This window comes from Actinoplanes sp. GCM10030250 (assembly GCF_042666575.1).
Lineage (GTDB): Bacteria > Actinomycetota > Actinomycetes > Mycobacteriales > Micromonosporaceae > Actinoplanes.
Map to the genome: position 1 here is coordinate 91,079 of NZ_JBHTDO010000004.1, position 21,941 is coordinate 113,019.

Consider the following 21,941-nt stretch of genomic DNA (forward strand, 5'->3'; position numbering starts at 1 on the left):
GCGACTCATCCGCGCATCGTCCGGATCGGATAATCGTGACCCCCGGTGAACTAGTCATCACTCCACGGCGAGGATGTGTGCTCCCCACGGCGGCAGGTCGACGTAGAGACCGTTTCTGCTCAGGTCGTCCCCGTCCCGTTCGAAGATCCGGCCGTCGAGCAGATCGGTCAGCCGCCACGCCCGGTGTGCCAGCGCCGGCCACGGCAGGGCGATCATGCCCTGGGCGGCCCGCCCGCTGAAGTTGATCGCGACCACGTGCTTCGGTATGTCGCCGTCGTACCAGGCCCAGGCCAGCACGTCCTGGTGGCTGGGGTTGTCCGGCCAGCCGTGACAGTCGAGCAAACGCCAGTCTCCCCGGCGCAGCGACGCGGTCACCTCCAGCAGCCGGTGATAGTGATCGCGCAGGTTGAGGTCGGGACGCTCGTCCGGATAGCGCCCCAGGAAGACCGGCAGGTGCGTACGCCGCCCCTCGAACTGCCCGTCGTGCCACAGCGCCGCGCCGGGCAGGGTGGCGATCGCTGTCGCCGCGGCCCGGCCACGATCATCCGGCAGGATGGAGGCGGCCCGCGGCTCGTCGTGGTTCTCCAGGAAGCGCAGCAGCCGGTCCTGGTAATCGCGGCCGGCGCCGAGGTGCCCGCGGACGGCACCCGCGTCCTCGTGCGCCAGGCGGTCGTAGAGGCGCTTGTCGTAACAGAAGTCGAAACCCTGCTGTTGCAGCGTCCACTCCATGTCCCAGTACGCCTCGGCGATCAGCACCAGGCCGGGACGGGCCGCGCGGAGCCGCTCGAACACCCACGGCCAGAACTCCTCGGCCGGCGCCGGGCCGGCCCACCGTCCCCAGGTACGCCCGAAGACCTCGTTGGTCATCAGCATCGCCATGTCGACGCGGATCCCGTCGCACTGCTCACCGATCTCGGTGAGCGCGGCCACCGCCGCCTCCCGCAGCCCGGGGCTGTACGCGTTGAGCTGAGCGACGTCCGGCCAGGGCGGGAAGTAGGGATCCCGGCCGTGCGCGATCACCCGCCCCTCGGCGGTGAACCAGCCGGCCGGGTTCTCGTCCCGGTCCTGCGCCGTGCCCTCGATGAACCAGTCCGGGTGCCCGGTGACCGCCGGATGGTCGGGCGCGACGTGGTTCGGCACGTAGTCGAGCAACAGCCGGAGCCCGCGGTTGTTCAGCTCGACCCGCGCCTTGGCCAGCCCGCCCGGACCGCCGAGCCGGTCGTCGACCTGGTAGCGGCGAACGCAGTAGGGCGAGCCGACGACGTCCTCCGGTGTCAGGTCGGGCAGAGCGGACCGGAACGCGCGCTGCAGCGACTCGTTGCCCTGGGCGATCTCGAGCCCGGCCGGGCTGCGCTCCCAGACACCCATCAGCCAGACCGCGTCCAGGCCGGAGGCTGCCACCTCGTCCCAGATCTCGCCTGGCACGTCGCCGAGGGTGGTCCGGCGTCCCAGGCGCCGGCTCACCCCGGCCAGCCACGGCCACGTGCCGATTTCGTAGATCGCCGGTGCGGACGGCCAACTCACAGCTGATCCTCCTGTCCTGGCATCCTGTGAAAGACCCCGGCCATGCCGTGATCCAGCAGATCGCGCCCGGTCAGCCCGGCGAAGAGGCTGGGGAAGACCGCCACGAGCCCGGTCCAGCCGGTCTGGTGCGCGGCGCCGAGACCCGCCCCGTTGTCACCGTGGAAATACTCGGAGAACGTGATCAGGTCACGCCAGTGCTCGGTCGAGAACGTCTGCTGGCCACCGTAACAGGGGCGATGGCCGTCCGCGTCCGGCAGGAAGATCCTGGTCAGGCGCCCGGAGATCTCGTTCGCCACCTCCAGCAGCGACATCTTGACCCCCGAGCCGGTCGGGCACTCGACGGTGAAGTCGTCGCCGTAGCCGACGTAGAGGTTGAGCAGCGAGCGGATGATCAGCGCGTTGACCGGGAACCAGACCGGCCCGCGCCAGTTCGAGTTACCACCGAACATGCCACTGTCCGACTCGGCGGGCTGGTACGCCACCCGGTACGTCTGCTCACCCACCCGGAACTCGAACGGGTGCTCGGCGTGGAAGCGTGACAGCGACCGGATGCCGTACGGGCTGAGGAACTCCTCGGGATCCAGCAGCCGGGCCAGGATCCGCCGCAGCCGGTGCTCGTCGAAGAGCGCCAGCAGGTGCTCACCGTGCCCGCCCAGCGCCCGGCCCCGGGTCAGCACCGAGCTGACACTGGGGTGCCGGGACACGAAGTCCTGCGCGCTCTCGATGAGCTGCGGGAACCGTGCGGTCACCGCGGGTTCGTAGACGGTCGCGGCGGCCAGCGGCAGCAGGCCCACCATCGAGCGCACCCGCAACCGGCTCGTGCCGCCGTCCGGAGTCCGCAGCAGGTCGTAGAAGAAGCCGTCGTCGTCGTCCCACATGGCCGCGCTGCCGGTCGCCCGGTTCACCGCCACCGCGATCCAGGCGAAGTGCTCGAAGTACGCCTGCGCCTGCTCCAGGTAGACCGGATCCCGCACCGACAGCTCGAGCGCGATCTGCAGCATGCTCTGGCAGTACAGCGCCATCCACGCGGTGCCGTCCGCCTGGTCCAGCGAGCCACCGGTCGGCAGCGGTGCGCTGCGGTCGAACACGCCGATGTTGTCCAGCCCGAGGAAGCCGCCCTGGAAGACGTTGTTGCCGTCGGCGTCCTTGCGGTTCACCCACCAGGTGAAATTCCTGGCCAGCTTGTGGAAGACACTCTCCAGCCAGGCGTGGTCACCGTGGCCGTTGCGCGCCTTGTCCAGCTCGTAGACCAGATGCGTGGCCCACGCGTGCACCGGCGGGTTCACGTCGTCGAAGTTCCACTCGTACGCCGGAATCTGCCCGTTGGGGTGCAGATAGCGACGGCTCAGCAGCAGGTCGATCTGCTGCTTGGCGAAGTGCTGGTCGACGAGGGCCAGCGCGACCGCGTGGAAGCCGAGATCCCAGGCGGCGAACCACGGGTACTCCCACTTGTCCGGCATCGAGATCACGTCGTGGCAGATCATGTGGTACCACTCGCCGTTGCGGATGTCCCGGGACTCGAGCGGGTCCCGGCCGTGCTCGGTGAGCCAGCGTTCCACGTCGTAGCCGAAGTACTGCTTGCTCCAGAGCATCCCGGCGAGGGCCTGGCGGACCACCTGCCGCTCCTGCTCGCCCAGGCGGTCGGCGAGCAGCCGGTCGTAGAACTCGCCGGACTCGGCGCGGCGCAGGTCCACCAGCTCGTCGAAACCGTCGGCCAGCGGGGAAGGGCCGAAGTGCGCGCGGACGACAGCGGATCCACCGGCCGGCACCTCGAGGACGACGTCGGCCGCGGCCTTGGTGCCGACCCCGGCCGGGTTCACCGCGTCCTTCTCGCCGTGCACCACGTAACGGTCGAAGGCGTCCTTCACGTAGCCCCCGGCACCGCGCGTCTCGTTCTCGGTGAACAGCAGCGGGTGGCCGCCGGCGCAGGACCAGAAGCGGGTGCCGGTCCGCGGGTGCGACACCTCGACCGCCTCGCCCGCCGCGCGCAGCTCGGGGCGGGGCTCCGAGCCGCCCCAGGACCACGTGTTACGGAACCAGACCGTCGGAAGCACGTGCAGGGTGGCCGCGTCCGGCCCCCGGTTGTGCACGGTGATCCGGGTCAGGATCTCCTCCGGGCCGGCCTTCGCGTACTCGACGACCACGTCGAAATAGCGGTCCTCGTCGAAGACGCCGGTGTCCAGCAGCTCGTACTCGAAGTCGCCGCGCCCGCGGTTCCGGTTGGTCGACACCAGATCCTCGTACGGGAACGCCCGCTGCGGATACTTGTAGACCATCCGCTGGTAGGAGTGGGTAGGCGTGGCGTCGACGTAGAACCAGTACTCCTTGGCGTCCTCGCCGTGGTTGCCCTCGGCGTTGGTCAGGCCGAAGAGGCGTTCCTTCAGGATCGGGTCGTTGCCGTTCCACAGGGCCACGGCGAGACAGACCGACTGTTCCTCGTCACAGAAACCGGCGATGCCGTCCTCGCCCCAGCGGTAGGCCCGGTACCTCGCCTGATCGTGGGTGAAGTGGTTCCAGGCGTCCGCGTCCTGGCTGTAGTCCTCGCGGACCGTACCCCACTGCCGTTCGCTGAGGTACGGTCCCCACCGCCGCCATGGCACGGTGCCGGTGTCCGCGTCGCGCAGGCGCCGTTGCTCGGCGCCGGGTTCGGAGATGGCCATGCCGCCAGGCTTCGCCGGCCTCGGCGGGGCAGCGTCGTCCAGCGGGGATGAATACCGCCCCGCTGATTTCAGACCGCGGAAATTCGGTACGCGGCGACCGCGTCCTCCACCGTCGGATAGAAGTGCGCCGGATCGATCGACCGGGTCAGCTTGTACCGATCGATCTTCTCGCGGACCGGGTCCTTCATCTCCGCGAAGACCAGCGTGATGCCCTTCTCGTCGAGCTCCTCGTCCAGGTCCTCCAGCATGTCCGCTGCGGTGGTGTCGACATCGGTGATCGGCTCGGCGGCGATGACGATCCACTTCGGCGGCGGCTCGGCGTGCGAGAGGTGCCGGATCTCCTCGCGGAACGTCCGTGCGTTCGCGAACACCAGCGGCGCGTCGAAGCGGAACAACACCAGGCCCGGGATCTGTTCCGCCTCCGGGTAGGAGCGCAGGTCGTGGTAGCCGTCCACGCCCTCGGCCCGGCCGAGCACCGCCCGGTACGGCCACCACACGCGGCGGAACACGTTGAGCACCGACAGGGCCACCGCCACCGCGATGCCGGGCAGCACACCGAGCAGCGCGACACCGAGGAACGCGGCGACCGCGAGCAGGAACTCGACACGCCGCTGCCGCCACAGCCGCCGCATCCCGGCGAGGTCCGCCAGCGACAGTGACGCCGCGATCACCACAGCGGCCAGCACCGGCTGCGGCAGGTTCTTCAGCAGGCCCGGTGCCAGCACCAGCATCAGAGTGATCGCGGCGGCACCCACCAGGCCGGTCAGCTGGGACTTGGCGCCGGACTGCACGGCCACCGCGGTCCGGGAGCCGCTGGTGCTCACCGGGAAGCCCTGGAAGAAGCCGGCCGCGAGGTTGGCGGCACCGATGCCGGCCATCTCCTGGTTGCCGCGGACCTCCTGACCGGTCCGCTCCGCGAAGGCCGACGCGGTGGAGATCGTGTCGGTCACCGACACCAGGGTGATCCCGAGCGCACCCGCGGCCAGCAGCCCCAGGTCCGACCACGAGATCACCGGGATGGTGAACGGCGGGAAACCCTGCGGCAGCGCCCCGACCACGTCGACACCCCGGCCGGTCAGCCCCAGGAACGACACGGCGAGAATCGCGCCCACCACCGCGATGAGGATGCCCGGGATCTTCGGCAGCCACCGCTGCAGCACCAGGATCACCAGCAGGCCGGACGTGCCGACCGCGAACGCCGCCGGAACGGTGTCACCGGCCGCCACACCGGCAACGAAGCCGGCGGCCTCACCGAGCAGGCCGTCGGCGTCCACCGAGAACCCGAACAGCTTCGGCAGCTGCCCGACCAGGATGGTCAGAGCGAGCCCGTTCACATATCCCAGCTGGGTGGGACGCGACAGCAGATCGGCGACGAAGCCGAGCTTGAACAGCGCGGCGGCGGTCATCATCACGCCGACCATCAGCGCCAGCACCGAGGCGAGCGCCACCGCCTTCGCCGGATCACCGCCGGAGACGACGAGCGGCAGGATCACCGCGGCGATCATCGGGCCGAGCGACGAGTCCGGGCCGAGGACCAGAACCCTTGAGGGACCGAAGATCGCGTACGCCACCAGGCACAGGATCGACGTGTAGAGCCCGGTGATCGCGGGCAGGCCGGCCAGCTCCGCGTACGCCATGCCCTGCGGCACCAGCAGCGTGGTCAGCACGATGCCGGCGATCACGTCCTTCGGCAGCCAGGCCGGCCGATAGGTGGCGGCGGCCCGGATTCCCGGTATCCAGTCGGTACCCGCCATTGCCCCTCCTCCACGAAGGACGCCGCCCGTCTGCACGAGCGGCGTCCCGGACGCGATGACGAAGACCCTACTTGGCGCCGCCGCCGTGCAGGGCGTCCTGCAGTTCCGCCTCGGTCTCCTTCGGCAGGGAGGACTTGAGGACCGTGCCACCGAACTTGCTCAGCGCCTCGACGGCCTTGTCCGGGGTGACCGACTCGACGATCATGAACAGCGCCGACGTGCCCGGCTGGAGCTCGTCCCGGATCCGCTCCTGGAACTCCTTGTTGATGGCGCCCTTGGTGAGCTTGCCGGTCAGCGCGCCCAGTCCGGCGCCGATCGCCATGCCCAGCACCGGGATGAAGAACAGCATCCCGAACAGCAGGCCCCAGAACATGCCCCAGGTGGTGCCGCCGGCCACCGGATGGTGGTTCGTCGTGACGTGGTACTTGCCCTCACGGTCCCGAATGATCGTCGCGATGGCGTCCGGCTGGATGATGAGATCCTTCGCCAGCCGGTCTGCTTCCAGCGACGCCGCCGTCGCCGTGGTCTCGTCGGGGTACCCGATGGCGACCAGAATGGCCATGACCTGCTCCTTCCAAAACCTGCTCGTCGTCTGCCGTGCTCTTCTCAGCACAGCCGCCGCGGCGCGGCACGGCGGCGCCCGATCAGCGCCCGATCAGTGAGCCACGGCGGGCCGTCCGCACTCTTCATTCCGTACGGATGAACTCCGGCCCGTTCACACCGTGCGACCGTCGAGCGACACAGGCGGCGACGGCGAAGGAGCCAGGTCATGTATGAGCGCTACGAGTTTCGTGTCCGCGGCTTTCTGGGACCACTGCTGCGGATGGCGCTCAAGGATCTGCGCTGCCGGACGCTGCCTTACCAGAGCGTCATCCGCGGCCGGCTCTCCGACGCCGACCTGGAGCGCCTGCTCACCCGCCTGGACGACTCCGGCGTGCAGGTGGTCTGCCTGAGCCGTGTCGGCAACGGTTCATTCGCTGCGGATGGCGTGCCGGGCCCCGGCTCCGGCCCACGATCGGGGCTCAGCCGCACCCCCTCTGACTAGGAGTTCGAGCATGACCGACACAGAATCCCGGCGGAGGAACGACGAGCCTCCGTACACACCGGCAAGCCGTCACGAGCCGACCGGCTGGGTGGGCATGGTGGTCTTCGCCGGCGTCATGCTGCTGATGCTGGGGTCCTTCCAGGCCATCGAAGGGTTCGTCGCCCTGTTCCGCGACGACTTCTACGTGACCACCAACAACGGCCTGGTGATCCCGATGGACTTCAGCGCCTGGGGCTGGACCCACCTGACCATCGGGCTGATCACCGCCCTGGCCGGCTTCGGCGTCCTCTACGGGAAGATGTGGGCCCGGGTCGTCGGCATCGTCATCGCCGTGATCAGCGCCCTGGCGAACCTCGCCTTCCTGCCGGCCTACCCGATCTGGTCGACCATCGTGATCGCGATCGACGTCCTGGTCATCTACGCCCTCACCGCGCACGGCCGTGAGGTCCGGTACTGACTCCCGCCCGGCCGGGACCGTTCGAGGAGGCGGTCCCGGCCGGAGCGGGTCCCGCTCGTGAACCGCCTGACTGCCCGGCCGGGCCGGTACGCCCTCCGGCCGGGCACCGCACCCCCGCCCGGCCTTCCCCGCGGAGTGATCGTCCTGCTCGGGACGGCGTGCGGCGTGGTGGTCGTGGCGGGGATGCGCGGCGTCGCCGACATCCTCGGACCGGTTTTCCTGGCTCTCATGCTGACGGTCACGGTCAGCCCGGTCACCGGCTGGCTTCGGCGGCACGGTTCACCGGTCTGGGTGGCGATGCTGGCCACCATCACGGTCGCCTACCTCATCCTGCTCTCGCTCGGTGCCGCACTCGCCTACTCCGTCACCCAGCTCATCGACCTGTTGCCGACCTACCAGGCACAGTTCGCGGCGCTGCGCGACGACATCGTGTCCGGCCTGTCCGGCCTCGGCGTCAGCTCGAACACCATGCGCGACGCGGTGGCGGGTATCGACCCGGGCACCGTGCTGGGCCTGGTGGAGAGCCTCCTCGGCGGGCTTGCCGGCCTGCTGTCCGACTCGTTGTTCCTGCTCGCCGTACTGCTGTTCATGTGCGTCGACGCGGTGCACTTCCCGGCACGGCTGCGATCGGTGGTGTCGGAGCGGCCTCAGGTCGTCGGCGCGTTCCGGTCCTTCGCCGGTGGAACCCGCCGCTACCTGCTGGTCTCGACCGTGTTCGGGCTGATCGTGGCGGTCATCGACACCGTGATGCTCTGGGCGCTGGACGTGCCGCTGCCGGTGCTCTGGGGACTGCTCTCGTTCATCACCAACTACATCCCCAACGTCGGCTTCGTGATCGGCCTGGTGCCACCCGCACTGCTCGGCCTGCTCCAGGGCGGCCCCGAGCTGATGCTGACCGTGATCGCGCTCTATTGCGGGGTCAACTTCGTCATCCAGTCGATCATCCAACCGAAGATCGTCGGTGACGCGGTGGGCGTCTCGGCCACCGTGTCCTTCCTGTCACTGGTGATCTGGGCGTGGATCCTGGGTCCGCTCGGCGCGCTGCTGGCGATCCCGCTCACCCTGCTCGCCAAGGGCCTCCTGGTCGACATCGACCCGTCCACCCGCTGGCTCAACAATCTCATCTCCGGCCAAGCCGTGACCCCGGATGAGGTCACTCCGTCCCGCAACGGCGCGGGACGGGTACACCCCCGACCCGCGAGGAGCAGCTCATGACCACCTTCACGGTATGGAAGTTCGACGACCCGGACCGCGCGGAACAGATGGCGAAGACCCTCAAGTACGCGGCCGACGACGGCCTGGTCAAGATCGTCGACCACGCGGTCGTCACCTGGCCGCGGGGTGCCGACAGGCCGGAGACCCACCATGAGCATGAGAGTTCTCTGCACAGCACCGGATGGGGTGCGTTCTGGGGCATCGTGATCGGCGGCCTCTTCCTCGTCCCGGTGGTCGGCGGCGTGGTCGGCGCCGGCCTGGGCGCCCTCGCCAAGGCCACCCAGGGCACGGGAATCGACAGGGAGACCCTGGAGCGGATCCGGACCGAGATCACCGAGGGCACCTCAGCGCTCTTCCTGGTCACCGACCACGGCGACCTGGACCGGCTCGGCGAGCGCTTCCACGGCCTGCACAGCAAGCTGATCGCCACCAACCTCACCGAGGGTGAGCGGGAAGTCCTGCAGGACACCTTCGGCGATCACCTCCGATGAGCAGCCCAGCCGGGCGTCGTGACCCCGCCGCGCGTGCCGCGGCGGGGCGCGCGGCCCGTAAGCAGACGCCGCTCGACCGGCACGCCGAGTTCGAGCCGGGCACCGGGCGGCCGAGCCCCGTCGATCTGATCGTCGCGCAGGAGGTCGACCGCCTGCCGGAGCTGCTGCCGATCCGCCACGGACGGATGCTCGTCTCCCCACTGGCGTTCCTGCGCGCCACCGCCACCGTGATGGCCGCTGACCTGGCACAGACCCCGTCGTCCGGCTTGACCGCCCAGCTCTGCGGCGACGCGCACATGTTCAACTTCGGCGTGTACGCCTCACCCGAGCGCAGCCTCGTCTTCGACCTGAACGATTTCGACGAGACCCACCCCGGCCCCTGGGAGTGGGACGTGAAACGCCTGGCCGCCAGCCTCGCGCTGGCCGGGCGGGCGAACGGCTTCAAACGCCGGGAACGGGCCGCCGTCACGCTCGCCGCGGGCCGGCGATACCGGGAGGCGATGATCCGGTTCGCCAAGCTCCCCGAACTGGAGGTCTGGTACGCCCGTGCCGACGTCGACGACCTGCGCGACCGCCTCGGCAGGCGGCTCGGCAAGGAACGGGGCAAACGGCTCGGTAAGGCCGGCGCCAAGGCACGCACCCGGACCAGCCTCCAGGCGTACCGCAAGCTCACCGCGGTGGTGGACGGGCAGCGGCGGATCGTCGCGGACCCGCCGCTGCTGGTGCCGGTGTCGGACCTGGTGGCCGACGTGACCCGCAAGCAGCTGGAAAGCGAGATCCGCGACCTGCTCGCCGGGTACCGGGAGAGCCTCGCCGACGACCGGCGGCGCCTCTTCGACGCGTTCGACTTCGTCGACCTGGCCCGCAAGGTGGTCGGCGTTGGCAGCGTCGGCACCCGCTGCTGGATCGTGCTGATGACCGGGCGCGACGACGAGGATCCGCTGCTGCTGCAGGTGAAGGAGGCCGGTCCCTCGGTGCTGGCCGCATACACCCCGGCGCAGGAACCCGGGCTCGAGGGGCGTCGCGTCGTCACCGGCCAGCGGATCATGCAGGCGGCCAGCGACATCTTCCTCGGCTGGCACCGGGTGTCCGGCTTCGACGGCCGGACCCGCGACTTCTACGTGCGCCAGCTGCGCGACTGGAAGGGCGGCGCCGAGGTCGAGGAGATGGACTTGCCGGGCCTGCAGGCGTACGCCGAGGTCTGCGGGTGGACCCTGGCCCGCGCCCACGCCCGCGGCGGTGACCGCATCGCGATCGCCGCCTACCTGGGCGACAGCGACCGCTTCGAGCAGGCGCTCACCGCGTTCGCCGAGTCCTACGCCGACCAGACCGAACGCGACTACGCCACCTTCGCCACCGCCGTCCACGACGGCCGCCTGACCGCCCAATCCGGCATCTGACCCACCCAGCCGCTCCCTCCACCCCAAACACCCCGCTCACGCCCAGCCGGCCAACCCAGCTGGACGTGAGCGGCGCCTCGCGGCCCCAAACACCCCCCTCACCCCCAGCCGGCCAACCCAGCTGGACGCCAGCGGTCCCTCGCGGCCCCAAACACCCCCTCACCCCCAGCTGGTTGAGCCGGCTGGACGTGAGGGGTGCCTCGCGGACCGAAACACCCGCTCACGCCCAGCTGGTTGAGCCGGCTGGACGTGAGGGGTGCCTCGCGGCCCAAAACACCCCCTCACCCCCAGCTGGTTGAGCCGGCTGGACGTGAGGGGTGCCTCGCGGACCGAAACACCCGCTCACGCCCAGCTGGTTGAGCCGGCTGGACGTGAGGGGGGCCTCGCGGGCCGAAACACCCCGCTCACGCCCAGCTGGTTGAGCCGGCTGGGGGTGAGGGGTGCCTCGCGGGCCGAAACACCCCGCTCACGCCCAGCTGGTTGAGCCGGCTGGAGGTGAGGGGTGGTGGGTGGGTCAGAGGACGGGGTGGGGGTCGGGGGTGGGGGTGGGCTGGTCGTGGCGGCGGGCGATCAGGGTGACCGCTACCTCGAAGGCGACCAGCAGGAGAACGATGACGAGCAGGGCGGTCCAGGACGACAGGATGAGGGCCAGGACGCCGGCGACCACGGCACCAGCGATGCGGATCGGGTCCAGGTGGGCGGTGACAAATCCGGGGCCGTGGGAGGCCGCTATGGCCGTACCCCGGCGCAGTTGGTGCCAACCGGCGACCGTGCCGCGCCGCACCTGCCGGCGTGACCAGACCGCGTAGCGTCCCGGCCCGGCCAGGTAGGCGACCAGGGCGAGGATCGCACCGATCCACATGATCTGCGTGCCGCGTTCACGGAGCAGGCTGAAGACCGTGGTCATCGCGGCGTCGACACCGTCGCGATAGGTGCCCCCGGGGATCTCGGCGAGGATCTGGCGGCGCACCGCGCGCAGGATCACGGTGATCGCGACGGCGGCGATGACCAGCCAGATGCCTAGCTGGACAGCGGTGCGCCGGCGGCGCGGTGAGATCGCGAACGCGGCGAGCAACAGGATCACCGTGGCGCCGACGAAGAGGGCCAGATCGCGTTTCGCGGTGGCGACCGCCTGCTGCGCGGCCCACAGCTGCCCGGAGTCGTAGACGGTGAATTGGGCGAAGTTGGCGGGCAGCGTGACGCCGAGCTGTTCCTCGACCCGCAGCCGCAGGTTCTCCGGTATCGCGCCGCTGCTCAGGTCCGGCAGCGTGATCGTCTTGCCGAAGAGGGTGGGCAGCTGAGCGCTCAGCTCCCGCAGAACCTGGTTGATCAGTGGCAGCAGGTCGATCTGCACGCTGTCCTGCTGTGCGGTGATGACCGTGCTGGTGCCGTTCAGGATGGCGAGGACCCGCTGGTGCAGCCGCTCGTTCAGCTCGACCCAGACGACCTGGAACCGGTCGCTGGCCAGGACCCTGCCGACCTGCGTCCGGATCTGCTCGCGCAGCTGCCCGGCGATCGGGCCGGCCGCGAAGGCGGCCTGCTGGGGCAGTACGGCGCGCAGCCGCGTCTCGACGTCGAGGACCTGGAAGACCTCGGTGGTCGCGTACTCGGCGACGGCCGCGTTGACCTTGGGATCCTGCGGCAGCGGCGCGACGGTCGCCACCCAGCGGTCGGTGTTCAGGGTGGTGCGCGCGGCCCACAGCCCGACGACGCTGGTGACCAGCGCGAACGCGGCGAGCACCACGAGGATCGCGGCGATGGTCCGGCGGATCGCGCCGCCGCCGGGCCGCTTGCGGCGACCGGATTCCAATTGGGAGCGCAGCGCGGCCACTTCGGCCCGGAGTCGCTCAACCTCCACATCATCGGGTCCGGGCACCGCGGCCGGAGCCTCATCGGGTACGGGCACCGCGGCCGGAGCCTCATCGGGTACGGGCACCGCGGCCGGAGCCTCGACCGGTTGTATCGATGACGGGCGCGTCATGGTCTGCTCCCTCGCACGAGTCGGCAAGCGGACCGGCGGGAACCGGCTCCCGCCGACGCTGCCGGACCACCTGGGCCGTCGCCTCACCCGCCGCGGATGAACACCGGTCGGCACCCTGGGTTCATCCCCGGCGGGTGAGGTCCGGGCCGCTGCCGTGCAGCAGGCTGAACCAATGGCATTCGGGCCGCTGGAGCTGATGGTTCTGTCCTTCCCCGCCGAGCACCTGAACGACGGCGTCCGCGCGACGCTGGAGCGCCTCGACGAGGTGGGGGAGATGAGGGTCGTCGACGTTCTGGTGGTCCGTACCGATGCCGCCGGGCACGCGTTCGGCGTGGAGCTCGACGACCTGCCGGGCCGGCACGGCGAGTGGCCGAACCTCGCCGGTATGGCCGGCGGGCTGATCACCGAGACGGACATCGCCGAGGTGGCGGCGATGGTGGGCGTCGACACCGACGCGCTGGCGGTGCTCCTGGAGCACCACTGGGTCAGCGATCTGGCCGGTCCGGTCGCCGCCTCCAGCGGAAGCATCGTGGCGCTCACGCACATCCCCGGTGCTCCGGTTCTGATGACGCATTAGGGAGAGGGATGACAAGGAGACAGAACACCCGGCAGCGGGCGGTAGCCGCGTACGGCGTACTGCGCGGCCGGCCGGTCCGTCGCGACTACGGCGTCCTGGTCGTGCTGCCGTTCGTGGCGGCGGCCGGTGGCGCGCTCATCGGCCTGGGCGTCGAATCCGCTGTGGGCCGCCGCAACGGCGGGCATGTCCCGCGATCCACGCCGGCCGGAAGTTAGGGAGGCATCATGCGCGAATTGGAAGAGATGGGACCTGTCGACTACCTGTGTGTCGAGTTCCCCGACGGCAGCCTGAACGGGACGGCGTTCCCGCTCCTGCTGGATCTCGTGGACCGGGGGATCATCCGGGTGATGGACATCCTGTTCCTCCGCAAGGAGAAGAACGGCACGGTCGTCGCCGTGGAGGGACGCGATGTGGACCTCGCCGGGCTGGGCGCCTTCCACGGCGCGGCCTCGGGCATCCTCGGCGGGGACGACCTGCGGGAAGCCGGTGAGGTGCTCTCGCCGGGTGCCGCGGCGGTGCTCCTGGTCTATGAGAACACGTGGGCGGCACCCCTTGCGGTCCAGTTGCGCCGCAACGGCGCTCAGGTCGTGGCGGGTGGGCGGATTCCCGTACAGTCGCTGCTCGCAGCCCTTGACGAGACCGAGCCGGAAGCCGCCCGCGCGGTCTCCACCGGGGGGCGGTGATCGTCATGCCTGGTCTTCTCAGAGGAGTGGCACGCACCGCGGTCATCGCGGGAACGGCGACGTCGGTCTCCAACCGGGTGTCCCGGCGCCAGGCCGGACGTTGGTCAAGGCAGGCAGAGCAACAGCAGGCGTACGCCGAACCGCAACCGCAACAGCAGCAGTACTACGCACCCCCTCCCCCGCCGCCCCCGCCGCCGGCGGACCCGATGGCGGGGAAGCTGGAGCAGCTCCAGCAGCTGGGTGAGCTGAAGAAGCAGGGCGTCCTGACCGAGGCCGAGTTCGCGCAGCAGAAGGCTCGCATCCTCGGCTCCTGAGACCCGCGCCGGCCACCGCCGTGCATGCCCGCCGCGGTGGCCGGTGCGCCCCCCCTGTCCGGACCGGACCTCGGCCCGCTGCCGTACGTCCTCGATCAGAGCGGCAGTCAGCGCCCGCCCCACACCGGCCAGTAGGACGGTGTCCTCCACGCTCAGGCAGGTGTCCGCGACGCCATGGCCACCTCATCCCGTCCGGATGAGAGGCGGACCACGGCGGTGCGGGCGACCTTGTCGTGCAGGCCCTGGCGGCGCCGGTCGACGAGCATCCACAGCGCGCCGATCGGGAAGTAGGCGACGAGCAGCGCCCGCACCATGGAGGCGGGCCAGCGCACCGGCCGGCCGTCGGCGGCGATGACCACCCGCAGCCCCAGCACCGCCATCCCCGGTGTGCGCCCGGCGAGCGCCCAGAACAGCGCGCAGTAGACGGCCATGATCGAGGGAAGGAAGACCAGGTAGTAGGAGAGCACGAACTCGGCCAGTTCCCGGGCCTCGGCACCGACCACCGGGGCCACCAGCCCGAGTGCGGCCACCGAGGCTCCGGTCAGCAGGGCCACGATCAGCGCGTCGAGGAAGTACGCCATCGAACGGCTGACCAGGCCGGCGTACCCGGTCACGTCGGCTCGGCGGCACCGCCCCGCCGGGCCATCCGCAGCGTGAACCGATCCACCGCCGCGTCACCGGCCGCCGCGCCGGCCCGGACCCGCCCGACCGCCTCGCCGACCATGGTGTCGCGCTGACCCCGGACGAGGACCCGGATGCGCTCCGGCTCACCCTCCAGCATGGCCAGGACCCGGTCCACCTGGATCTCCACGATCCGGTTGACGAGCCGTGAGGTGGCTATCGAGTTCATCGCCGCGTCCAGCGCCCGTGCGGCCCGGTTCTGCCCCTTCGTCCGCTCCGCCGCGCCCCGCTCGGCCAGCTCCCGCAGCCGTACGCGGAGGCGCTCGGCCGCCGGGCCGGTGGTCCACCGTTCGTCGGCCCGCAGTCGGTTCACCGCCTCGGCGGTGCTCTCACCGGCGCGGACCACCGCACCGATCGCCACGTCGCCCATGTCCAGCAGTCCCGGCATGCTCATCGCGCTCTCCCCCTCATAACCGCCTTGCGGATCTCCGTCGGCAGGACCACGAGCACCCCGGCGACCAGGCAGATCAGCCACTGGGCGACGTCGAGGCTCGTGGTGTGCAGTACCTTCTGGAAGAGCCCGAACTCGGTGGCCAGGACGATCGCGGCGGCCGACATCGCCGTGGTCACCAGGAAGCGCCGGTCGCCGAAGGTGTCCAGGCTGAACACCGAGCGGATCTCGCTGCGGACCGTGAGCGAGAAGGCCAGGTTGGCGATCGAGAACGCGGTCACGCCCATCGTGCGGGCGGTGTCCAGGTCGTACTCGCGGTCCGCCCACCAGATCACGGCGAGCGTGAGCACGCCCATGAACAGCCCGATGAAGCCGAGCCAGCCCAGCGAGGAGCGGCTCAGCAGCGGCTCGTCGGCTTTGCGCGGCTTCTGGTTCATGACGTCCGCCTCGGCCTTGCCGTAGCCGAGCCCGACCGATTGGAAAACCTGGGTGGTGAAGTTCAGCCACAGGCTCTGCAGCGGCAGGAACGGCACGCCGGCGGCGATGTTGCCGATGCTGGCCGCCAGGAACGTGACGACCATGCCGATCAGCACACCGATCTGGAAGAAGATGTACTTCTTCAGGTTCGCGTAGAGCGCCCGGCCCAGCGCGACGGCCTTGACGATGGTGGCGAAGTCGTCGTCGGTGAGGATCATCGCGGCGGCTTCCTTGCTCACCTCGGTGCCGGTGATGCCCATCGCGATGCCGATGTCGGCCTTCTTCAGCGCCGGCGCGTCGTTCACACCGTCGCCGGTCATCGCGACGATGTGACCCTTGCGCTTGAGCACCTCGACCAGGCGCACCTTGTGCTCGGGGGTGACCCGGGCGATGACCCCGATGCCGTCGATCTCCCGGTCCGCCTCCTCGTCGCTCATCGCGCCGAACTCGGCACCGGTGATCGCCCGGCCGCGGATGCCGAGCTTGCCGGCGATGGCCGCGGCGGTCACCGCGTGGTCGCCGGTGATCATGCGAACCTCGATGCCCGCCGCGTGCGCCTCGGTGATGGCGGCCTGCGCCTGCGCGCGGGGCGGGTCGACGATGCCGACGAGGGTCAGCACGGTCAGGCCGTCCAGCAACGGCAGCAGGTCGCCCGCGGGGTCGAAGGTCGCCGGGTCGAAGTCCTTACGGCCGGTCGCCATCACCCGCAGGCCCCGCTCGGCGAGGCGGGTGTTCTCCGCCAGGTAACGCTCGCGGAAGTCGTCGTCGACCGCCACCGAGTGCAGGTCGTCCGGATCGGGCCGCCGCCCGGCCCGGGCCAGCAGCTGGTCGGGTGCGCCCTTGACGAAGCAGCGGATCACCTCACGGCCGTCCACCGTCATCCGGTGGAAGGTCGCCATCATCTTGTACGCGGCGTCGAACGGCAGCTCGGCCACCCGCGGATATCGTTCCCGCGTCGCCTCGGCGTCCAGGCCGCCCTTCTCGGCGAGCACCACCAGGGCACCCTCGGTCGGATCGCCGATCATCTGCCCGTCGTTCACCACCGCGTCGGAGGCGAGCACCATCGGCAGCAGGAACTCCTCCAGCGGCACGTCGGGCTGCCCGGCCACCCGCTTGATCACACCCTCGGTCGAGTAACCGCCGCCGGAGACCGTGTAACGGCGGCCCGGGATGGTCATCTCGATGGCTGTCATCTGGTTCAGCGTCAGCGTGCCGGTCTTGTCGGAGTTGATGGCCGAGGTGGAGCCGAGCGTCTCGGTCGAGCGCAGCCGCTTCACGATCGCGTTCGCCTTGGCCAGCAGCTGCGTGCCGAGCGAGAGGATCGTGGTGACCACTGCCGGCAGACCGGTCGGGATCGCCGAGACCGCGAACGCCACGGCGGCGGTGAAGACGACGTTGAACTCGTTGCCCCGCGCCAGGTTGATGATCACCGAGGCGAGCAGGGCGATGCCCGCGATGATCAGGATCTGGTTGGTGAGCTTGCCGAGCTGGCGGGTGAGCGGGGTCTCCGCGTCCTTCTCGGTCTGCAGCATGCCGGAGATCCGGCCGACCTCGGTCTCCATGCCGGTCGCGGTGACCAGCAGTTCGGCCGTACCCCGGGTGACGTTGGTGTTCATGTACGCCATGTCGCTGCGGTCACCCAGGTCGGTGTCCTCGGACGCCACCGCGGTGACGTCCTTGGAGACCGGCAGGCTCTCCCCGGTCAGCGCGGACTCGTCGATCTCCAGGGTCGCCGCGCGCAGTAGCCGCCCGTCGGCCGGGACCACGTCACCGGCCTCCAGCAGCACCACGTCGCCGGGGACCAGGTCCTCGGCCGGCAGCACGGCCAGGGTGCCGTCTCTGCGTACCCGTGCCTTGATGATCATCATCTTCTGGAGAGCGTCGATCGCGGCCGCGGCCTTGCCCTCCTGGTGCAGGCCGAGCACGGCGTTGAGCAGGGTGAGGGCGAGCAGCATGATGCCGGTGCCCCACTGCTTCAGCGGGTAGAGGCTGCCCAGCCCGGCGGCGAGCAGGACCAGTTGCATCGGGTCCGCGTACTGGCGGGCGAAGGCACGCCACCACGGTTCCTTCTTCGCCTCGGCGAAGCGGTTCGGCCCGTACTTCTCGCGGCGCTCGGCCGCCTCGTCGGCGCTGAGTCCCTGATGCTGATCGACCCGCTCGGCTTCGAGAGCCTCCGGGACGGAAAGCACGTGAAAGGTGGTCACCCAGGCTCCCTGTTAGTACGGACGGGGAGTGGCTCGCCGCAGCGGCACCACGATTGTCGAGGTTCGGGCCACACCGGCGACCAGCGAGCCGATCGCGATGCCGAGCACGAGGTTGAGCCCGGCCGTGTAGAGCCGGGCGCCCAGGCTGGCATCGGTGACGAACGGTGCGAGCATCGCCACGACCGTGCTCAGCCCGACCACCCAGCCGAAGAAGCGCATCGGCCGCGGCGTGGTCAGGATCAGGACGTGCGCCAGCCCGGTGGCGACCAGGGCGGCTCCGGCCGCGCCGAGGGCGTACCAGCCGGTGGAGGCGTCACCCCACGTGCCCTGGCCCTTCGGCGCGAGCACGTCGATGTCGAACAGGCCGCGGCCGAGCAGGATGCCGGCGATCGCGATCAGGGCCGCGACGGCAGCCGTGGCGGCGCCGCCGGCCCAGAGCTTGCCGGCGTTGACGACCGGTCGCGGTGTGGGGTCCAGAGGTGCGTTCATACCGGTCATGCCGTCCTCCGAGCGTCTCGGACAGATACCGGCCGTAGCCTCCCGGGACGGCGTACCGGCTCACCTCATCCGGAGTGGATGAAAGTGTTCGCTGAACGATTTCAGGTCCCGGTCCGTACTCGGGGGCGGCAACGTCACCGAGGTTCGGGAGGACACCGTGGCACGGACCGGAATCGACACGTCGATCCTGCACAAGGGGTCGCACAGCGCGTCCTACTTCGACCTGGCGCGCGCCGCCGGCGAAGGAGCGGAGATCGTCGACTTCTGCATCCCGTGCAACCCGTACTTCCCCACGCCCGAGATGTTCGACGAGCTCACCCGGGACTTGAAGAGCATCCTCAAGTACTACCCGAGCGACTCGGCCACCATCACGAAGAAGCTGGCCAGCGTGCTCGGCCTGCACCCGCAGACGGTGGCGATGGCGAACGGCTCCACCGAGCTGATCACCTGGATCGACCACCTGATGGTCAAGGAGAGCCTGGCCATCCCGATCCCGACCTTCGGCAGGTGGACCGACCAGCCGCTGGAGACCGGCAAGCGGGTCGACATGTTCCCGCTCCAGGAGCGCGACGGCTTCCGGCTCGACCTCGAGGAGTACGTCGAGTTCATCCGGGAGCGCAAGTCGCGGGTCGCGGTGGTCTGCAACGTGAACAACCCGGACGGCAACTACCTGCCGCGGCGCGACGTCATCCGGTTCATGGATGCCCTCAGCGACCTGGACCTCGTGGTCATCGACGAGTCCTTCATCGACTTCTCGGACGCCGAGCGTTACCCCTCGGTCGGCCCGGACGCGGTGATCCGCCCCAACGCGGTCGTGCTCAAGAGCCTCGGCAAGAACTTCGGCCTGCACGGCATCCGGTTCGGCTACATGCTGGCCAACCCGGCGATCGCCGGCAAGATCGCGAAGATGCTGCCCAAGTGGAACCTGAACTCCCTCGCGGAGAAGGTCGTCCACATGATTCAAGAGCACGAGATGGAGTACGAGGAGAGCCTCCGCCTGCTCAGCCGCGACCGCCGCTCGATGGCCCGCGAACTGAGCCGCATCCCCGGGCTGACCGTCTTCCCCTCACAGGGCAACTTCTTCCTCGTGAAGCTCCCCAACGAGTGGTCCGGTGTGGCGCTGCGCGACTACCTCGTCGCCAACCACGGGATCATGACCCGGGAGTGCGGCAACAAGCTCGGCATGACCAGCCAGTTCATGCGCCTCGTGGTCCGGCCGAACACCGACGTGGACCGGCTCGTCGACGGGATGATGGACTACGCGCAGCGCTTCCACAGCCGCTCGGTCTACGACAACGACCCGCTGGAGCAGGCCGGTCGCCGCTGGGCCGAGTCGTACGACGAGCAGCAGGACAACCTCCCTCCGTACCCCGGCCAGCGTGGTGGTGGCGAGTACACGGCGCGGCGCGCCGCGGTCAGCTGATTCCCTTTCCCCCGGCGGTTCCGCTCGGCTTCTGCTCGGGCGGTTCCGCTCAGCTTCGATGAACGGGCGCCGAAGGACAGGCGTGAGGGAAGAGGAAGCCGAGGAGGCCAGGCTCGCGGCGCTCCGGTCGTACCGGGTGCTCGACCGGCCGCGTACGCCCGTGCTCGACGACCTCACCCGGCTCGCGGCGAACATGTTCGACACACCGATGGCCGCCATCTCGCTGATCGACCGGGACCGGCAGTGGTTCGCCGGCAGCCTCGGGCTCGCCGACGAGCAGACCCCGCTCGACGTGTCCTTCTGCGCACACGTCATCCCGGACCGCAAGCCGCTGATCGTCCCGGACGCCGCTCGGGACTCACGGTTCGCCGGCTATCCGAACGTGCTCGGCGCCCCGCACATCCGGTTCTACGCCGGGGCGCCGATCATCGACGAGCAGGGCTACGCGCTCGGCGCCCTGTGCGTCGTCGACGACCAGCCGCACCGGATCAGCGACCAGCAGGTGGCGAACCTGGTCACCTTCGCCGGGCAGGCGGCCACCCACCTGGCCGCCATCCGCAACCGGCTGCGGATCGCCGACCTCGGCGACGAGCTGGCCAGGACCGCCCAGCGCGAGGACGACCTGGTCGCCAACATCACCCACGAGCTGCGTACGCCGGTCGCCAGCATCCAGGGTTACCTGGAGCTGCTCGGCGACCAGGAGGACCTCGCGGCGTACCACCGGCTGATCGAGCCGATCCACCGCAACGGCCGGCGCCTGATCGAGATGGTCGACCACCTCCTGGCCGGCACCCGGCCGCCCGAGGCGCCGCCACCGGCCGAGATCGGCGTCGTCGACCTGAACACCGTCACCGCCGCCGCGATCACCACGTGCCGCCCGCTGATCGCCCTGCGCTCCGAGTCGATCACCGTGCACACCGGCGAACCGGTGCCGGTCCACGCCGACCTGACCCGGCTGGCCCACGCGATCGAACAGCTGCTCCGCAACGCGCTGCTGTTCACCCCCGCGGACCAGCCGATCACCGTACGGGTCACCGGCACCCACCCCACCGGCACTCACCCCACCGTCGTCCACCCCACCGGCACTCACCCCACCGGCGCCCGCCCCACCGTCGAGATCTCCGACACCGGCCTCGGCATCCCCGCCGACGAGCTGCCGTACGTCTTCGACCGCTTCTTCCGCGGCCGGCACGCCCGCGACCAGGCGGTGCCCGGCGTCGGCCTGGGTCTCACCATCGCCCGCAACATCGTCGACGCCCATTCCGGCACCCTGACCCTGACAAGCACCCCAGCCGCCCCGGACCCGGCGGGCAGCGGGGACGGCACGGCCTCGACCGGCGGCACGGGCTCGACGGGCGGCACCATTGCGCGGATCAGCCTGCCGGGCACCGGCTGAGGACCGGGCGTGCACCGATACGGTGAGAAGATGGACCGCCCCGGCGCGATGCGAGTCGACGATGTCGTCTCCGTGATCGTCGGGCGGCTCAGCGAGCAGCGCCGCGTCGTCCCGGAATACATCGTCCGCGACGCCGTGGAGGCCGCGCTGCGCCGCCGCTTCCCTGGTCTCCCGCTGGTCAACCTCGTGGTGCCCGGTGATGTCGCCGACGAGCTGATCACCGGTTTCTGCGCCGGCGCCACCGAGACCGAGGACGACTCCGCCACCATGCCGGCGATCCTCAGCGGCGACGAGACCGGCCGCCTGATCACCGCCCTGGGCCTGGCCGTCCACGTCGCCGCATTCAACCTCGACCACGACCGCCTGCACGTGGCCCAGGTCCTCAACGGCGCCGCCGCCGCCCTGGTCGCCCTCGGTTCCGCCTCCCGCGCCGCCCACGACGACGGCACCTCAGCGGTCCTGCTCTCCCCCGCCACCCTGCGCACCGTCCGCACCGTCATGATCGGCGCCCTCCAGGGCCTCGAAACCCGCAACTGGCACGCCGAACACCTCGACCAAACCTCCACCACCCACCTCTTCACCGCCGTCCTGACCCTCCTCGGCGCAGTCCCCTAACCCCAGCTGGCCCTCAGCGGGCACAAACCGGGCGCGACACCCCCCTCAGCCCCAGCCGACCCACCCAGCTGGCCCTCAGCGGGCACAAACCGGGCACGACACCCCCCTCAGCCCCAGCCGACCCACCCAGCTGGCCCTCAGCGGGCACAAACCGG

The 21,941-nt window shown here is 70.3% G+C and carries 21 protein-coding genes; 12 read left to right on the forward strand and 9 right to left on the reverse strand.

Annotation, left to right across the window (positions count from 1 at the left end; genetic code table 11):
- Positions 1–57: 57 nt before the first annotated feature.
- From ACFQV6_RS08340 to ACFQV6_RS08355, 4 genes are all read right to left on the reverse strand, one after another.
- Positions 58–1,524 carry an alpha-amylase gene (locus tag ACFQV6_RS08340; protein WP_378026771.1) on the reverse strand — a complete coding sequence of 489 codons (1,467 nt, stop codon included), beginning with the start codon at positions 1,522–1,524 and terminating at the stop codon, positions 58–60.
- Positions 1,521–4,184, reverse strand: coding sequence for a glucosidase (locus tag ACFQV6_RS08345; RefSeq protein WP_378026772.1), 2,664 nt, complete (start codon positions 4,182–4,184; stop codon positions 1,521–1,523). Before ACFQV6_RS08345 ends, ACFQV6_RS08340 begins: the two co-directional genes overlap by 4 nt.
- 68 nt (positions 4,185–4,252) lie before the next feature.
- Positions 4,253–5,938 carry a SulP family inorganic anion transporter gene (locus ACFQV6_RS08350; protein WP_378026773.1) on the reverse strand — a complete coding sequence of 562 codons (1,686 nt, stop codon included), beginning with the start codon at positions 5,936–5,938 and terminating at the stop codon, positions 4,253–4,255.
- 67 nt (positions 5,939–6,005) lie between these two features.
- Positions 6,006–6,500, reverse strand: coding sequence for a DUF1269 domain-containing protein (locus tag ACFQV6_RS08355; protein WP_378026774.1), 495 nt, complete (start codon positions 6,498–6,500; stop codon positions 6,006–6,008).
- 207 nt (positions 6,501–6,707) lie between these two features.
- Here ACFQV6_RS08355 and ACFQV6_RS08360 point away from each other — a divergent pair, with 207 nt between their 5' ends.
- The 5 genes from ACFQV6_RS08360 to ACFQV6_RS08380 are packed head-to-tail and all read left to right on the forward strand — an operon-like array spanning position 6,708 to position 10,546.
- Entirely contained in the window at positions 6,708–6,983 is a 276-nt protein-coding gene (locus ACFQV6_RS08360) for a hypothetical protein (protein WP_378026775.1), read from the forward strand.
- A gap of 10 nt (positions 6,984–6,993) precedes the next feature.
- Positions 6,994–7,440, forward strand: coding sequence for a hypothetical protein (locus ACFQV6_RS08365; RefSeq protein ID WP_378026776.1), 447 nt, complete (start codon positions 6,994–6,996; stop codon positions 7,438–7,440).
- Positions 7,441–7,497: 57 nt separating this feature from the next.
- A complete protein-coding gene (locus tag ACFQV6_RS08370; RefSeq protein WP_378026777.1) occupies positions 7,498–8,655 on the forward strand; it encodes an AI-2E family transporter in 1,158 nt (385 codons plus the stop codon).
- Entirely contained in the window at positions 8,652–9,146 is a 495-nt protein-coding gene (locus tag ACFQV6_RS08375) for a DUF1269 domain-containing protein (protein ID WP_378026778.1), read from the forward strand. The genes ACFQV6_RS08370 and ACFQV6_RS08375 overlap by 4 nt, the downstream gene beginning before the upstream one ends.
- Positions 9,143–10,546: a DUF2252 domain-containing protein gene (locus tag ACFQV6_RS08380; protein WP_378026779.1), complete on the forward strand. Its 1,404-nt coding sequence runs from the start codon at positions 9,143–9,145 to the stop codon at positions 10,544–10,546. Before ACFQV6_RS08375 ends, ACFQV6_RS08380 begins: the two co-directional genes overlap by 4 nt.
- A 514-nt stretch (positions 10,547–11,060) precedes the next feature.
- Here ACFQV6_RS08380 and ACFQV6_RS08385 read toward each other — a convergent pair.
- A complete protein-coding gene (locus ACFQV6_RS08385) occupies positions 11,061–12,527 on the reverse strand; it encodes a hypothetical protein (RefSeq protein WP_378026780.1) in 1,467 nt (488 codons plus the stop codon).
- Between the two features lie 172 nt (positions 12,528–12,699).
- Between ACFQV6_RS08385 and ACFQV6_RS08390 the strand changes: the two genes are divergently transcribed.
- Genes ACFQV6_RS08390 through ACFQV6_RS08405 form a run of 4 tightly spaced genes read left to right on the forward strand, consistent with a single transcriptional unit; the run spans position 12,700 to position 14,101 of the window.
- Positions 12,700–13,104, forward strand: coding sequence for a DUF6325 family protein (locus tag ACFQV6_RS08390; protein ID WP_378026781.1), 405 nt, complete (start codon positions 12,700–12,702; stop codon positions 13,102–13,104).
- Between the two features lie 8 nt (positions 13,105–13,112).
- On the forward strand, positions 13,113–13,319 hold the full coding sequence (locus ACFQV6_RS08395) for a hypothetical protein (RefSeq protein ID WP_378026782.1): 207 nt from the start codon (positions 13,113–13,115) through the stop codon (positions 13,317–13,319).
- A 9-nt stretch (positions 13,320–13,328) separates the two neighbouring features.
- Positions 13,329–13,787: a DUF6325 family protein gene (locus ACFQV6_RS08400; RefSeq protein WP_378026783.1), complete on the forward strand. Its 459-nt coding sequence runs from the start codon at positions 13,329–13,331 to the stop codon at positions 13,785–13,787.
- Positions 13,788–13,792: 5 nt separating this feature from the next.
- Positions 13,793–14,101: an SHOCT domain-containing protein gene (locus tag ACFQV6_RS08405; RefSeq protein ID WP_378026784.1), complete on the forward strand. Its 309-nt coding sequence runs from the start codon at positions 13,793–13,795 to the stop codon at positions 14,099–14,101.
- Between the two features lie 152 nt (positions 14,102–14,253).
- On the opposite strand, the gene ACFQV6_RS08410 is transcribed toward ACFQV6_RS08405, so the two are convergent.
- The 4 genes from ACFQV6_RS08410 to ACFQV6_RS08425 are packed head-to-tail and all read right to left on the reverse strand — an operon-like array spanning position 14,254 to position 18,352.
- Entirely contained in the window at positions 14,254–14,715 is a 462-nt protein-coding gene (locus ACFQV6_RS08410) for an RDD family protein (RefSeq protein ID WP_378026785.1), read from the reverse strand.
- Positions 14,712–15,176, reverse strand: a complete 465-nt coding sequence (locus ACFQV6_RS08415) for a hypothetical protein (protein ID WP_378026786.1) — start codon at positions 15,174–15,176, stop codon at positions 14,712–14,714. The genes ACFQV6_RS08410 and ACFQV6_RS08415 overlap by 4 nt, the downstream gene beginning before the upstream one ends.
- Entirely contained in the window at positions 15,173–17,854 is a 2,682-nt protein-coding gene (locus tag ACFQV6_RS08420; RefSeq protein ID WP_378026787.1) for a cation-translocating P-type ATPase, read from the reverse strand. The genes ACFQV6_RS08415 and ACFQV6_RS08420 overlap by 4 nt, the downstream gene beginning before the upstream one ends.
- Positions 17,855–17,866: 12 nt before the next feature.
- Complete coding sequence (locus tag ACFQV6_RS08425; protein ID WP_378026788.1) at positions 17,867–18,352, reverse strand: DUF6069 family protein; 486 nt, start codon at positions 18,350–18,352, stop codon at positions 17,867–17,869.
- Between the two features lie 157 nt (positions 18,353–18,509).
- On the opposite strand from ACFQV6_RS08425, the gene ACFQV6_RS08430 reads away from it, so the two are divergent.
- The 3 genes from ACFQV6_RS08430 to ACFQV6_RS08440 all read left to right on the forward strand — a co-directional run bounded on the left by ACFQV6_RS08430 (position 18,510) and on the right by ACFQV6_RS08440 (position 21,786).
- Entirely contained in the window at positions 18,510–19,775 is a 1,266-nt protein-coding gene (locus tag ACFQV6_RS08430) for a pyridoxal phosphate-dependent aminotransferase (protein ID WP_378026789.1), read from the forward strand.
- An 82-nt stretch (positions 19,776–19,857) separates the two neighbouring features.
- On the forward strand, positions 19,858–21,171 hold the full coding sequence (locus ACFQV6_RS08435) for an ATP-binding protein (protein WP_378026790.1): 1,314 nt from the start codon (positions 19,858–19,860) through the stop codon (positions 21,169–21,171).
- A gap of 30 nt (positions 21,172–21,201) precedes the next feature.
- On the forward strand, positions 21,202–21,786 hold the full coding sequence (locus ACFQV6_RS08440) for a hypothetical protein (protein ID WP_378026791.1): 585 nt from the start codon (positions 21,202–21,204) through the stop codon (positions 21,784–21,786).
- Positions 21,787–21,941: the final 155 nt, after the last annotated feature.